The sequence below is a fragment of the Clostridium sp. UBA7791 genome (assembly GCF_002480755.1).
GTDB lineage: Bacteria > Bacillota > Clostridia > Clostridiales > Clostridiaceae > Clostridium_J > Clostridium_J sulfidigenes.
This window is the reverse complement of record NZ_DLCT01000013.1, coordinates 250,257-264,594: the sequence shown is the minus strand read 5'-3', so window position 1 is coordinate 264,594 and position 14,338 is coordinate 250,257. Positions and strand designations below refer to the sequence as shown.

The following is a 14,338-nucleotide window of genomic DNA, read 5'->3' as shown; positions in this document are numbered from 1 at the left end:
TATGTGTGTAGCCATTCCAGGAAAGGTATTAGAAATATGTGAAGGTAATTCCTTAGTTGAATTTGGGAGTTTAAGAAAAAAAATTAATACTAGTCTAATAGAAAATTTAGTTGTTGGAGAATATGTTTTGGTTCATGTTGGTTGTGCCATTGAAAAAATAGAAGAAAAAGAGGCTATGGAGACTTTAATAATATTTAAGGAGTTAATGGGAGACTTTTAGTATGTTTTATAGAGATGAAGGAAATTCAAGGGAAATTAATTTGGCAATTAAACTATTAAAAAACATAAAGGAAAGGTGTAAGGAAAACATAAATATAATGGAGGTTTGTGGTACACATACACGAAGTATTTATAATTCAGGTATTGATAAGCTGTTACCACCTAATATTAGGTTGTTATCAGGACCAGGATGTCCTGTTTGTGTAACAGATGAGAGCTATATAGATCATGCCATAGAGTTAAGTGAGAAAAAAGATGTAATAATAACTACCTTTGGCGACATGATTAAAGTTCCAGGGAGTTGTAGCTCATTAAGAGAACAGATGGCTAAAGGAAGAAAGGTAGAAGTTGTATATTCCCCATTAGATGCTTTGAAGATAGCAATAAATAATAGAGATAAGATTATAGTTTTTTTAGCTATAGGCTTTGAAACTACAGCACCTATAATAGCTCTTACAATAAAAGAAGCACTAGAGAAAAATGTAAATAACTTTTTTATTTTGAATTCTCTAAAGGCTATGCCTAAGGTTATGTCTACCCTAATTTTAGATGAAGAAGTTAAAATTCATGGATTTATATGTCCAGGACATGTAGCAACAATAATTGGTTGCAGACCCTTTGAGAGATTATCTAATGAGTATAAAACTCCTATGGCTATATGCGGCTTCAAGGCTATAGATATATTAGTTGGGATACTTTATATCATATATAAAAAAGAGAGAGGTAATTACGGATGTGAAAATTTATATAAAGGTTTTGTTTATCCAGAAGGAAATAGAAAAGCACAAGAGATATTAAATCAGGTCTTTGAAACTTCATCTAGTTTTTGGAGGGGTTTTGGAGAAATAGACGGTACAGGATATAAACTAAGAGAGGAATATAGCTACTTTGATGCTAGAAATAAATTTTCTTTAAAAAATAAAATTGTAAATAAAAATAATCAGTGTATTTGTGGAGATATATTAAGGGGAATAAAAAGTCCTATGGATTGTAATGCTTTTGGAAAGATGTGTACACCAAGGACTCCAATTGGTCCATGCATGGTATCTAAAGAAGGAAGTTGTGGTATTGTATACAGTACAAAAGAATTGTAGCTTATAAGTTTAACATAGAATAAGGTAACAAGTTTAATTATATGCATATTTAAATTATTTTGAAGTTTAATATTAGGAGGAGCTATGGAAGTTATAACATTAGCCCATGGGAGTGGAGGAGAGGAAACGTATAAATTAATAAAGAATGTATTTCTAAGGTATTTTAATAATGATATATTAAAGGAACAAGGGGATTCAGCTATATTAGATATGATTAAGGGGAAAATAGCAGTAACTACAGATAGTTTTGTGGTAGATCCTCTGTTTTTTAAGGGGGGAGATATAGGGAAACTGAGTATTTGTGGTACTGTGAATGATTTGTGCGTAAGTGGTTCAACTCCCATATATATATCTGCTGGTTTTATTCTTGAAGAAGGATTAGAAATTAAAGATTTAGAGAAAATAGTAAAATCTATGGCTGATACTGCTAATAAAATAGGAGTTAAAATAGTAACAGGAGATACTAAGGTTGTACAAAGAGGAAAAGGTCATAAAATTTATATTAATACAACAGGAATAGGATATATAGAAAAAAATAATTATCAGTTAAACATAAAGGAGATAAAAGAAGGAGATGCAATAATTATAAGTGGTACTATTGGAGATCATGGCACATCTATTATAAATGAAAGAGAAAATTTAGATATAGAGTCAGGTTTAAAGAGTGATTGTGCTGCTCTTAATGAACTAACAAAAGCTATAATGGATACTAGCAATGAAATTAGAGTAATGCGAGATCCAACTAGAGGAGGGTTAGCTAACACTTTAAAGGAGTTAGTGAGCACTAGTGGAAAGTCTATGGAAATATGGCAAAAAGATATACCTATAAGAGAGGATGTAAGGAATTTTTGTGATCTTTTAGGATTTGATCCTCTTTATATGGCTAATGAAGGCAAGTTAATTTGTATTGTAAGTAATAAAGATGCTCATAGGGTTTTAAATGTAATTAAATCAAATCCTTTAGGAAGAGAAGGCGCTATTATTGGTAAGGTACTAGATGATGGCAAAAGTAAATTATATTTAAAAACTTACATTGGAGGAACTAAGGTTTTGGGAATGCTACAAGGAGAATTAATCCCAAGAATATGTTGATTGATTTAAGAAGTGAGAGAAATTTTGCTTCTTTTTTATTATTAAAAATACCTATATTCAATAAAAATATAATTAAATTATTTATAAAGATAAATAAGATGTACTCGAGTATATAATAGTAAGTTTTATAATATATTTTGTAATTAAATTTAAAGAAAGGATTAAAGAAATATTTTTATAGATTAAATATTATAGATTTTTAAGTAATTTAATCATTATTAATAATAAGTATATAAATTACAAAAATATATAAATTAAAAAAATTATACACTTAGGAGGAAAAAATATGAAACATAAGAAACTTAATAAGCTTAAGAAATTTAAATTACAGAGCATTAGAGTCAAACTTATAGTTATACTTTTACTGATTTGTTTAGTACCAGTTTCCGGAATGGGAATAACTATATACTCACAATCAAAATCAATTTTAAGCGATAAGCTTGAAACTACAAGCAGACAAACAATTTTAGAGGTGAATAGAGGAATAGATAACTATTTTATCGGCATGTCTAAGTCTATAGAGCTACTATCTAATAATATAAATATTGTGGAAACGGAAGATAAAGAAGAATACTTTAAATTTGCTAAACTATTAATGACAGATGTTAAAAATTCGGATGAAGATATTCTAAATGTATTTATGGGAACAGAAAAGGGGAAATTTCATATTTACCCAGAAGCAAATACTGACGCTAATTATGACTATAAATCTAGACCATGGTATAAACTGGCTATGGAAAATAAAGGTCAAATAGTGATAACTTCACCATATAAAAGTGCAACTACTGGTGAAAATGTAGTAACTGTAGCTAAGACTATAGAAAAAAATAGCAATGTAGTTGGAGTTGTAGGAGTTAATGTAAGTTTAAAAAATCTTTCTGATGGATTATCTGAGATTAAGGTAGGAAACGAAGGGTACATGTATGTATCTGATTCAAATGGTAATTTAGTAGCACATCCTAATAAAGAAATCATAGGTACTGATGAAGCTGCTAAGCTTTCTGTTTGGAGTGACATAAGCTCAAATAAAGAAGGATTTACTGAATATGATTTTAATGGGGAAAAGAAGTTTGCAGTTTACACTACAAGTCAATTAACAGGCTGGAAAATAGTAGCATCTTTGGATGAGAAAGAACTATTAAAGGATACACAAAATATTCTAAATATAATTATACTAACCTCAGGAGTAATAGCTATAATAGCTATAGCAGTATCTTTAATATTTAGTAATTCTATATCAAAGAATATTAATAGATTATTGACGGCTTTTAACAAAGTTAAAGATGGAGATTTAAGGGTTAATGTTAATATAAAGTCAAGAGATGAATTTAAAGACTTAGGTGAAAATTTCAATGGAATGATAGAAAACATATCATCATTAATTAAAAGCGTTAACAAGTCTTCTAATATAGTTTTAGAAACTTCATCAAATTTATCTGCTATAGCCGAGGAAACTAGTGCTTCTATCAGTGAAGTAGCAAGAGCTATAGAAGATGTGTCTGGTGGAGCCATTGAACAAGCTAATAGTGCTCAAGACGGAGCCACAGCTATAATTGAATTATCAGAGAACTTAAAATTATTAAATGAAGCTACAGAAGCTATGGGTGCGGTATATGAAAATGCTAATCACCTAAGCAACAGAGGATTGACCATGGTAGATACATTGATAGAAAAGTCTAATGATACAAGGGTTTCCACTAATAAGGTTTCAGAGTTAGTTATAGATATGGATGAAAGTACAGGAAAAATAAATTCAGTATCAGATACTATTTCTCAGATTACAGAACAAACTAACTTACTTTCTCTTAATGCATCTATTGAAGCAGCTAGAGCTGGTGAAGCTGGTCGAGGTTTTGCAGTAGTAGCAGAAGAAATTAGAAAGCTAGCAGAGCAATCAAAGGATTCTACTATGGAAATTAAGAAGATAGTGGATGATATAAAAACTAAGACTAACATTGCTGTTGTGGCTATTAAGGATACTGAAAAAATTGTAGAGGAACAAGATGGTGTAGTAGACGAAGCAAAGGCTGTATTTAACGATATAATGGCAGGAGTGCAAGATTTAATAAGTAAAGTTACTGAAATTAGTGAATATATAGTAGTTATTAATAAAAAGAAGGATAATGTAGTAACTCAGATAGAAAATATATCATCTATATCACAAGAGACTGCGGCGTCTTCAGAAGAGGTTACTGCTTCAACAGAAGAGGTAACAGGAATTTCAGAGGAGCTTACGGGTCATGCTAATGAGTTACAACATATGTCTGAAAAACTAAAAGAAATAATAAATACTTTCAAATTTGAATAAAGATTATAAGAGAAGGAATATGGAATAAGCTGTATTCCTTCTTATTTTATACAAAAGTTATTTAATAAAAGGATAAATTTTTTTCTCAATAATATGTATAATATGTAATAGAAACTTAGTATTATGTAGATGCATAATTAAATTTAAGGACCTAGGTCAATATCAAATAAAATATTTTAATTTGTTTATACTATATGTTAGAACTCAAAATATATTTAGTTTCGTGCAATATTGTGCATGTTAAAAGGAGAGGTATTTATGGATATAAGAGAAATTCCCAAAAGCCAGTTACTTAAAAATGTTTCAATAGATCAAATTAATAGATGTTCAAAAGAACCTATGATGTTAAGTAATACTCAAGTTATGGTAAGACAACAGGATAATGAGTATTTTGTCATAGAAGGTCTTGAAAAAATATTAAGTACTGATAAAAATAAAGATGGTGATGACTTAATAAAATGTTACGTAGTATAATTTTAGAGTGATATTTAATAAATTATTTAAGATAGAGCATAAACTTTATGAAAAATATTTTAATTAAAAACTCCATTAAAAACACATAAGTTATTGGTATAATCTAATAAATAATTATTATGGAGGGATAGCATGTTTACTAGAATAAAGAAATCGGTTAATAGCTTTTTAGATAAGATTGCAAAACAAAATGAGGAACTATATGGGAAGAGAAAAATGGATTGCTGTAATTTAAATAATCAAAATCAGAAGAAGTCTATAAGAAATAAGTAATAGATAAATGTTTTATATAATATAAGAATTATAAGATATATTTATAGTATATACATTGAAATTATAGATAAGGTTTCACATATAACAAAATATAATAATTATATTTTAAATTTTTATTGACAAATTCAACAACTCCTAATAAAATTTACTCAGTGAATTTCATCTAAAGGAAAGGTGTATATAAAAGAATGGAGAATAAAATCAAATTATATGGCTTTAATAATCTTACTAAGACACTAAGTTTTAACATCTATGACATTTGCTATGCAAAGGGTGAAAGAGAACAAAAGGAGTATGTAGATTATATTGATGAGCAATACAATTCAGAAAGATTAACTAAAATATTATGCGATGTTACTGATATTATTGGTGCTCATGTGTTAAACATATCCAAGCAGGACTATGATCCTCAAGGTGCAAGTGTAACCATATTAATTTCTGAGGAACCTTTAGGGGATGGGGTAATAGATGAATCATGTAATAGTGGTAAATATATTTTAAAAACTAAGGAGACTGTTGTTGCACATTTGGATAAGAGTCATGTAACGGTACATACTTATCCTGAATATCATCCAGATAATTCTATAGCAACCTTTCGAGTAGATATAGACGTATCTACTTGTGGACAAATTTCTCCGCTAAATGCATTAGATTATCTAATTAGCAGTTTTGACTCTGATATAATTACCATTGATTACCGTGTTCGAGGATTCACTCGTGACATTAATGGTAAAAAGTGTTTTATAGATACACCAATTAAATCAATTCAAGATTATATTGATGATAAGACTTTGCAAAAGTATGATGCTATGGATATAAACATGTATCAAACAAATATATTTCATACTAAAATGCTTATAAAGGAAATTGATTTACAGAACTACCTATTTAAAAAAGATACTCATGAATTTTTACCAAGAGAAAGACTTAATATAAGTAATGCACTTAGAAAAGAAATGATAGAAATATTTAGTGGTAAGAATGTTTATAATGAATAATATTATATTAACTAGGAGGATGAAAAATGGAGTTATGGTATACTGAGAATCACTCAGAGACTGTTAGGTTTTCAATAAAGGTTGACAAGCAAATATATGCTGGGAAAAGTGATTTTCAAAGAATAGATGTATTTGAGACAAAGGAATTCGGAAGATTTTTCACTTTAGATGGAATAGTTATGATAACAGAAAAGGATGAATTTATTTATCATGATATGATAGTTCATGTTCCTATGGCTACAAATCCTAAGATTGAAAAAGTTTTAGTTATAGGAGCTGGAGATGGTGGAACAATCAGAGAACTAACAAGATATAATACAATAAAAGAAATAGACATGGTTGAAATCGATAAAAAAGTAGTTGATGTATGTTTAGAGTATTTTCCTATAACATCAAGTAAACTAAAGGATGAAAGAGTAAACTTATACTTTGAAGATGGTATTAAATTTGTAAAAAATAGGAAAAATTACTATGATTTAATAATAGTAGATTCTACTGATCCAATAGGACCTGGAGAGGGCTTATTTACAAAAGAATTCTATAGAGATTGTTACGATGCATTAAATGAAGAAGGAATTTTAGTAAATCAACATGAAAGTCCTTATTATGAAATGTATGCTAGTTCTATGAAGAGAGCTCATAAGCGTATAAAAGAATCCTTCCCAATAGGGAAAGTGTATCAAGTTCATATTCCAACTTACTCATCAGGACATTGGTTATTTGGATTCGCATCTAAAAAGTATGATCCAGTAAAAGATTTAAATGCTGAGGCATGGAACTCTTTAGGGTTAAAGACTAAGTATTATAATACAGACTTACATGTGGGATCTTTTGCTCTCCCTAACTATGTTTTAGATATGCTAGATCATGCTTGTGATGAAGAATAATATTCAATATACATAATAAAGGAAATTGAAGATATATTTTTCTATATAGATAAAATTAAAAATATTAATAAAAAACCTTTGACATATTAAAATTAATTTAACATGTTTTAAAGGTTTTTTATTTTTAAACATTTTGAATATATGGTAAAATGTATATTGAGTTTAGGAGGAATTAATATGAAGTGTAAAATATGTGGAATGAATATTAATGAAAAGAATTATGATTTTAATTCATTTGCTTTTATAAATAAAAATTCTATAAGTAACATAGTATACTGTCCGTTCTGTGGAGTAAGCAGTATTTATTTAAGTGGTGATGATGAAGTTATTGAAGTAGATAGTAAGAAGCTAGATATAAACACATTAAGAATTTTAGACCATGCCGTTAAGCTTGAAATATTTAATGGAGAGTTTTATAAAGAAGCAGCTAAAAAAGCAAAGAGTGAAGAAGTTTCTAAGGCTTTTCAGGCTTTATCAAAAATAGAAATTTTTCATTCAAAGGTTCATATGGGATTAGGAGGTTTTACTAAAACACCTGCTTTGACTAAAATAAACTATGACAAGTATGATAGTGACGAAGCACTTTTGAAATTGGCAAAGGAAAGAGAAGAGCATGCTGTTTACTATTATGAAAGATATAAGAATGAAGTATGCGATGAAAATGTAAAAAGAGTTTTCCAAGCTTTAATTGAAGTGGAAAAGGAACATATAGAGCTTACCTATGAGTATAATTTAATATAGATAAGCTTTATATAGATTAAACACAAGAAAATTAGTTACTATATGAACAAATTGAGAAATCTATTCATATACATTAGGCTTAAAAAATGTTAAAATAGTATTTTAGGCGAATATAGTATGGAAAAAATGAATTATAAAGGAGGAGAATATATGAAAGATTATGTTATTATTACAGATTCAACGGTAGATTTACCTCTTGATAATATAGAGAAAATAAATATAGGCATTATACCTATGGCCTTTGATATGGAAAATAAAACCTATACACACTATCCTGATGAGAGAGAAATGACAAGCCATGAGTTTTACGAGAGACTAAAAAATGGTGATACTTCTGTTACAACACAGATAAATTATTTTACTTATAGAGAGTGCTTTGAAAAGCTACTGAAGGAAGGAAAGGATATTTTATATATAGCGTTTTCTTCAGGACTTAGTGGAACATATAATAACTCTCAATTAGTGATACAAGATCTTAAAGAGGAATACCCTGAAAGAAAAATTATATCAGTTGACTCTCTTTCAGCTTCAGTTGGGGAAGGGCTTCTAGTATATAATGCTGCAATGAAAAAAGAAGAAGGCTTATCCATTGAGGAATTGGTAAAGTGGATAGAAGAACATAGAAATAATACTTGTCACTGGTTTACAGTTGAAGATTTACATCACTTAAAACGAGGTGGAAGGATTTCTTCAGTGGAAGCAATTATTGGGACAACCTTAAAGATAAAGCCTGTATTGAGTGTTGACTATGAGGGAAAGTTAGTAAATGTATCTAAAGTAAGAGGAGAAAAAAAATCCTTGGAGAAATTACTAGATAAGATGCTAGAAGATGGTATAAACCTGAAGGAACAAACTATTATCATAGGTCATGCAGATAGCTTAGAAAGAGCTGAGTATCTTGCTAATATTATTAGAGAAAAGGAACTCGTAAAAGATATTATTATTAGTACTATAGGTCCAATAATTGGAACTCACACTGGTCAAGGAATGATAGGACTAACATTTATGGGAAACAAAAACTTAAAATAAGAACTTATTAAGAATTATTATGGAATATTTATTTATAATATAGCAAAAGAAGCCTAGGTTAGTGGTAATTTAACCTAGGATTCTTTTATATATCTAGATATTCAGAGTTTTCTTCTGAATTTTTTTTAGAAACTCTTCCATATAAGAATCCAATTCCAAAACATACTATAAAAATTAAGAAGAGTAAAAAATGGTCAATGGGATTATAAATTATATATTTTACATCTGACTTTAACATTTTTAGTATCATTAGTAATTTGGTGTGTGGTAATAATGATTTTAAATCTATGAACAGCATAGAAATAATTGAAATAGGCACTTGAAGAGAACAGATAAAACCTACTAAACATCTAATAGATAATTTAAAAGATTTTTCTAAATAGTATTTATTAAAGACAGATATAATTAATAAAGAACCCAATATAGGTATAATTAAATAATTGCTTTCTAGCTTATATATGGAGAATCCATATATAATTCCAATTATAAATGTAAAAATAAAGGAAAGTATAATTGATTTAATTAGGTTATTATTTGGTTTGTTATAAATATTATTTGAAATCTCGGTAATTACATCAGTATCATTTACAGATACTTTGTCTAGTTGCATAATTATAGTATTATAAAGTTTTTCCATATCTATATCTTTAAAAAGATTAAGAGATATCTGAAAGGAAGTTGGTGGAATCCCTAAAAGTGAATTTAAATTATTACATATAGATGATTTTGTTTTTTTATTTAGGTCCTTAATTAGCAAGAAAGATAACATAGGATTATTTTGATAATTATAGATTTGTATATTATAAATATCTTTCCAAAATGCAAATTTTTTAATAAATGGTGTAGTGATTTTAATATATTCATAAGTAATTTCAATTTGAAATTTCTTTAGAATTTCAATATTTATAAATAGATACATAAAGAAAATAGAAAGTACAAGTAAAATCAAGCTAAAAACAATGCCCATAATGGGATTTTCTTTAGTAATAAATATAAATATAAGAATAGATAATATTAAAAAAAATAGTACAAAAAATAAATAAAGAAATTTTAGAGACTTTTTTAAGCTTGATTTTTGATAAAGTGGAAGGGTATAAGTGTCCATAAAAACCTCCTAAAAAATTATGTTATAATATAAATTATAGCATAATTTTTATTTTTATACTTATATGTTTTAATTACTCTCCTTGAGACGGATCTAATGCTACTCTCAAGATATCACCAAGAACATTAAAGCTTAATACAATTAATAGTATCATAAGACCTGGAAAAATTGCTAAGTAAGTCTTATCACCAATTCTGGCTTGAGCAGTTTGAAGCATGCTTCCGAGAGAAGCCATCGGTTGTTGTACCCCTAGACCTAAAAAACTTAAAGATGATTCCATAAGTATAGCATCGGCTATATTTATGCTAGCTGCAACAATTACTGTGGAAATAGCATTAGGTATTATATGTGTTTTTACTATTTTTATATTATTGCTACCTAAGGCTTTAGAACATAGAATATAATCCCTTTCTTTTATAGATAATGTTTCTGAGCGGACTATTCTAGCGATACTCATCCATCCAAATATACCTATAATGATTATTATATTGGCTATACTTGGTCTTAAATAAGAATTTACTATTAGTAGTAAAAAGAATAGAGGTATACTCATTAACATGTCTATTATTCTCATTATAATAGCATCAACTTTGCCTCCTAATAGTCCGCTTATAGCACCAACTAGGGTGCCGATGAATATAGATACCATCATGGAGAGTACACCTACTATTAAGGAGATTCGTGCACCATATAAAGCTCTAGTAAAGTAATCTCTTCCGAGTTCATCTGTTCCAAATATATTTTTTAAATTTGGAGAAATAAATTGATTACTCATATCAATAGTATCAGGATTATAAGGAGTCAAAAATGCAAAAACAGATAAAATAATTATTAAAATTAAGCATACTAAAGCAAATATTCCTAATTTATTTTTTTTAAGCTCTCTTATAAAATTTTCTTTAAATCTAATACTAAACATTTTCATCCCCCCTACGTATTCTAGGATCTACTAGTACATAACTAATATCAGCAAGTAGATTTCCTATAACAACCATTATTGAGGTAACTAAAGTCATAGCCATTATAACTGGATAATCTAAGGCTTTTATTGAGTTAATGCCAAGTCTTCCCATACCAGGCCATCCAAAGATAGTTTCAGTGATAAATGCACCAGAAACTAAAGATGGTAAGCTCATTCCAAGAATTGTTATCATTGGAAGAAGAGCATTTTTCATGATATGTTTAAATAGAATTCTATTCTTACTTGCGCCTTTGGAAATTGCGGTAACAATATAATCTTGCTTTAGTTCTGTTATAGTACAAGAACGTACATATCTTGTAAGAACAGCTATATTAGAAAAACTAAGTACTATAGTAGGTAATATACCGTGTTTTATAACATCTAATATTGAAGTTACACCTATAGTTCTCATACCAACACTAGGAAGCCACTTTAATTTTAAAGAAAATATTGAAAGCAATATCATTGCAAACCAAAAGCTAGGTATAGAGATTGCAATATAGTTTAATATATTTGTAAATCTGTCTAAGAATTTATTTCTATGCATGCCCGTATGTAATCCTAGGGGAATTGATATTAAAATAGCTAGAAGTAGGGAAGAACCCATAAGTCCAAGGGTAGCAAAAAATCTTGAAGAAATTTCACTAGCTACAGCTTGTCTAGAAACCAAGGAGTAACCCAAATCACCACTTAATACATTTTTTAGCCATAAGAAATATCTAGTTAGCATAGGTTTATCCAGTCCAAGACTTACTCTTATTAAATCTGCTTGCTCCTTTGACATTTTAGGGGTTATATATCCTTGAGCTGGATCTCCTGGAGCCAGATTCATAAGTAAAAAGGATACAAAGGATATAAATAAAAGCATAGGAATAGCTTGTAAAATTCTCTTTGTAATTTTATTTTTCATAATACTATCCTTTCTATGTAAAAAATTTATGTAAAAATGGCTCAAGTACCCGGAAAGGGTAAATGAGCCATAGAAATATATTTTTATTGTTGAATCATATATATTTTTGATAAATCTTCAAACATATATATAGGTACTAATTTGGCATCTTCAATTCCACCAAATTTAGCATCAACTCCGATTAATGACTTTGAATAATATAATGGGTATACTACAGCATCATCAGCTATGGTCTTTTGAATTTTTTCATATAATTCTTTTCTCTTTGCATCATCTGATTGAGAAGCTCCATCCTTCCACAACTTGTCTAGTTCTTTGTTATTATAACATTGAGCATTAAAGCTACCACTAGACATATAAGCACTAGAATATCCATCTGGATCATTTCCCATTACATATCCATTTATAAGTATATCATAATCTCTTTCTTGTTCTCCAAGGATTTTTGAGAAGTATACATTGTCATCTATTTGCTGAGCATCTACTTCTATGCCGATAGTAGAAAGTTGTTGTTTAACAACCATAGCAATTTTGCTATCTTTTGGAGTGTATTGAAAATTCAATTTTATATTACCTACACCAGACTTTTCCATAAGCTCTTTTGCTTTTTCTAAATTTTGGTCATATTTTTCTACATCATCAGTATAGAATTTTGTATTTGGAGTTAGAATAGAGTAAGCTTTTTCAGTATTTTCTAAATTAGTATAGGATGTTTTTAAAATCTCTTCTTTATTTAGGGCATAGGATATAGCTTGTCTAACTTCTTTTTTACTTAAGTTTTCATTTTTTTCATTAAGTATAATATAGTTTAGCATTCCTTCATCAAAAGAATGAGTTTTAAACCTATCATCTGATGAGAAAGTTTCAAACTTATCTTCAGCTAAATATGCTGCAGAAACTTCTCCATTTTCAAAAGCAATTTTTGAAGTATTATCATCTGGAATTATTCTATAAACCACACTATCTAAATGAGGTTTTCCTAAATAATAATCATCAAATCTTTCTAGGGTTACCATCTCACCCTTTTTCCATTCTTTGAATTTAAAAGGACCAGAACCTACTGGAGTATTATTTTTATCTGATTCTGCTAAATTGCTTTCACCCTCAAATATATGTTTTGGAATTATTTTAAAATCTCCAATTGATATATAGAATGGTGCAAAGGTATTTGGAAGTTTAAATTCAACAGTTAAGTCATCAATTTTATTAGCTTGGACTTCTTTTTTATCAATAACAAAAGTTTGTCTAGCATCAATTCCCTGACTTTCATCTTTAGCTACATTTACACTATAAACAACATCATCTGCTGTTATTTTTGTACCATCATGCCATGTTAAATTATCTTTTAATTTTAATGTATATGTAAGTTTATCTTCAGAAGTTTCCATACTTTCTGCTAAGTAATATCTTACTTCATCTTTATCAACTACATATAGTGGATCAAATAAAGCATTGTTTATTGTATAAGTAACTCTGTTTTGTTGAAAAAAAGGATTTAGGCAACTTGGATCAGTTCTAGCAGAAAATATCATTGTTCCTCCATCCTTTATTTGTTGTTGAGCAGTTTCATTCTTTTTGGACTCAGTATTAGTAGAACTATTTTTTGAACTACATCCAATTAAGGACAAGGATAGTATTAAAGATAGTCCAATACTGAGGAATCTAGTCTTTTTCATTGTAATCCCCCTTATACACTGTAAAATCAATTCATGTTTATGAATGAATTTTATGATAGTTGTAGTTACGTGAAAATACGCAACAATTCCTTATATAGGATAACATAATAAATATTAGTATATAACTCTTATTATAAATTAAAATAAATAAAATCAGTCTATCAGAAAACGTTATAACTACAAAAATCAACAATTTATTACATAATAAATTAAAGGTTTTGCTAATAGTAACTGGCAGAAATAAGCCATATAATAATTTCTGAAATTCTTAACATTTCATAATAGTGAATTGTATTATAAAATGGTTTGTTAAGTATAAATATATTAAAAACAGGAAAATATATTATTAAATTCTATGGAGTAAGGAATATTAAAATTAGGAGGAAAATATGATGAATAATTATGTATTACCAGAAGACAATTTAGGAGAAGAATATAATTTTGAAAATGAAATTAGTTATTATGATGAAGGATATGAAGAATGTATACGATGTGGTAATAGGGAGTGTTTAGACAATAAAAGATTATGTAGTTACTGTAGTGAAACTTGGGAATAAAATTAAATGTTTTA

Annotated in this window: 15 protein-coding genes; 11 read left to right on the top strand and 4 right to left on the bottom strand. The window is 28.3% G+C overall.

Annotated features, from left to right (window positions below):
* Position 1 precedes the first annotated feature (1 nt).
* The 10 genes from B3Z56_RS16680 to B3Z56_RS16635 all read left to right on the top strand — a co-directional run bounded on the left by B3Z56_RS16680 (position 2) and on the right by B3Z56_RS16635 (position 9,115).
* Complete coding sequence (locus B3Z56_RS16680) at positions 2–220, top strand: HypC/HybG/HupF family hydrogenase formation chaperone (protein WP_346846488.1); 219 nt, start codon at positions 2–4, stop codon at positions 218–220.
* Between the two features lies 1 nt (position 221).
* Positions 222–1,313 (top strand): hydrogenase formation protein HypD, encoded by a 1,092-nt coding sequence (gene hypD / locus B3Z56_RS16675; protein WP_346876988.1) that lies wholly within the window; start codon positions 222–224, stop codon positions 1,311–1,313.
* 84 nt (positions 1,314–1,397) lie between these two features.
* Positions 1,398–2,405, top strand: coding sequence for a hydrogenase expression/formation protein HypE (gene hypE, locus B3Z56_RS16670; RefSeq protein ID WP_346876987.1), 1,008 nt, complete (start codon positions 1,398–1,400; stop codon positions 2,403–2,405).
* A 286-nt stretch (positions 2,406–2,691) separates the two neighbouring features.
* Positions 2,692–4,713: a methyl-accepting chemotaxis protein gene (locus tag B3Z56_RS16665; protein WP_346879217.1), complete on the top strand. Its 2,022-nt coding sequence runs from the start codon at positions 2,692–2,694 to the stop codon at positions 4,711–4,713.
* A 258-nt stretch (positions 4,714–4,971) separates the two neighbouring features.
* On the top strand, positions 4,972–5,187 hold the full coding sequence (locus B3Z56_RS16660) for a hypothetical protein (protein ID WP_346876985.1): 216 nt from the start codon (positions 4,972–4,974) through the stop codon (positions 5,185–5,187).
* A 132-nt stretch (positions 5,188–5,319) separates the two neighbouring features.
* Positions 5,320–5,460: an LDCC motif putative metal-binding protein gene (locus tag B3Z56_RS16655; RefSeq protein WP_156964382.1), complete on the top strand. Its 141-nt coding sequence runs from the start codon at positions 5,320–5,322 to the stop codon at positions 5,458–5,460.
* Positions 5,461–5,648: 188 nt separating this feature from the next.
* Positions 5,649–6,458 (top strand): adenosylmethionine decarboxylase, encoded by an 810-nt coding sequence (gene speD / locus B3Z56_RS16650; RefSeq protein WP_035134951.1) that lies wholly within the window; start codon positions 5,649–5,651, stop codon positions 6,456–6,458.
* A gap of 26 nt (positions 6,459–6,484) precedes the next feature.
* Positions 6,485–7,345 carry a polyamine aminopropyltransferase gene (gene speE / locus B3Z56_RS16645; RefSeq protein ID WP_346846493.1) on the top strand — a complete coding sequence of 287 codons (861 nt, stop codon included), beginning with the start codon at positions 6,485–6,487 and terminating at the stop codon, positions 7,343–7,345.
* Between the two features lie 177 nt (positions 7,346–7,522).
* Entirely contained in the window at positions 7,523–8,086 is a 564-nt protein-coding gene (locus B3Z56_RS16640) for a ferritin family protein (RefSeq protein WP_346846494.1), read from the top strand.
* A 150-nt stretch (positions 8,087–8,236) separates the two neighbouring features.
* Entirely contained in the window at positions 8,237–9,115 is an 879-nt protein-coding gene (locus tag B3Z56_RS16635) for a DegV family protein (RefSeq protein WP_346846495.1), read from the top strand.
* A gap of 85 nt (positions 9,116–9,200) precedes the next feature.
* Here B3Z56_RS16635 and B3Z56_RS16630 read toward each other — a convergent pair whose 3' ends face one another.
* The 4 genes from B3Z56_RS16630 to B3Z56_RS16615 form a co-directional block, all read right to left on the bottom strand.
* On the bottom strand, positions 9,201–10,220 hold the full coding sequence (locus B3Z56_RS16630) for a hypothetical protein (protein WP_346879216.1): 1,020 nt from the start codon (positions 10,218–10,220) through the stop codon (positions 9,201–9,203).
* A 73-nt stretch (positions 10,221–10,293) separates the two neighbouring features.
* The gene (locus B3Z56_RS16625; protein WP_346846497.1) at positions 10,294–11,139 is read right to left on the bottom strand and encodes an ABC transporter permease; all 846 of its coding nucleotides are present in this window, start codon (positions 11,137–11,139) and stop codon (positions 10,294–10,296) included.
* Entirely contained in the window at positions 11,132–12,091 is a 960-nt protein-coding gene (locus tag B3Z56_RS16620) for an ABC transporter permease (protein ID WP_346876982.1), read from the bottom strand. The genes B3Z56_RS16625 and B3Z56_RS16620 overlap by 8 nt, the downstream gene beginning before the upstream one ends.
* 83 nt (positions 12,092–12,174) lie before the next feature.
* Entirely contained in the window at positions 12,175–13,767 is a 1,593-nt protein-coding gene (locus B3Z56_RS16615) for an ABC transporter substrate-binding protein (protein WP_346879215.1), read from the bottom strand.
* Between the two features lie 389 nt (positions 13,768–14,156).
* On the opposite strand from B3Z56_RS16615, the gene B3Z56_RS16610 reads away from it, so the two are divergent.
* Positions 14,157–14,324, top strand: coding sequence for a hypothetical protein (locus tag B3Z56_RS16610; protein WP_346846500.1), 168 nt, complete (start codon positions 14,157–14,159; stop codon positions 14,322–14,324).
* Positions 14,325–14,338: the final 14 nt, after the last annotated feature.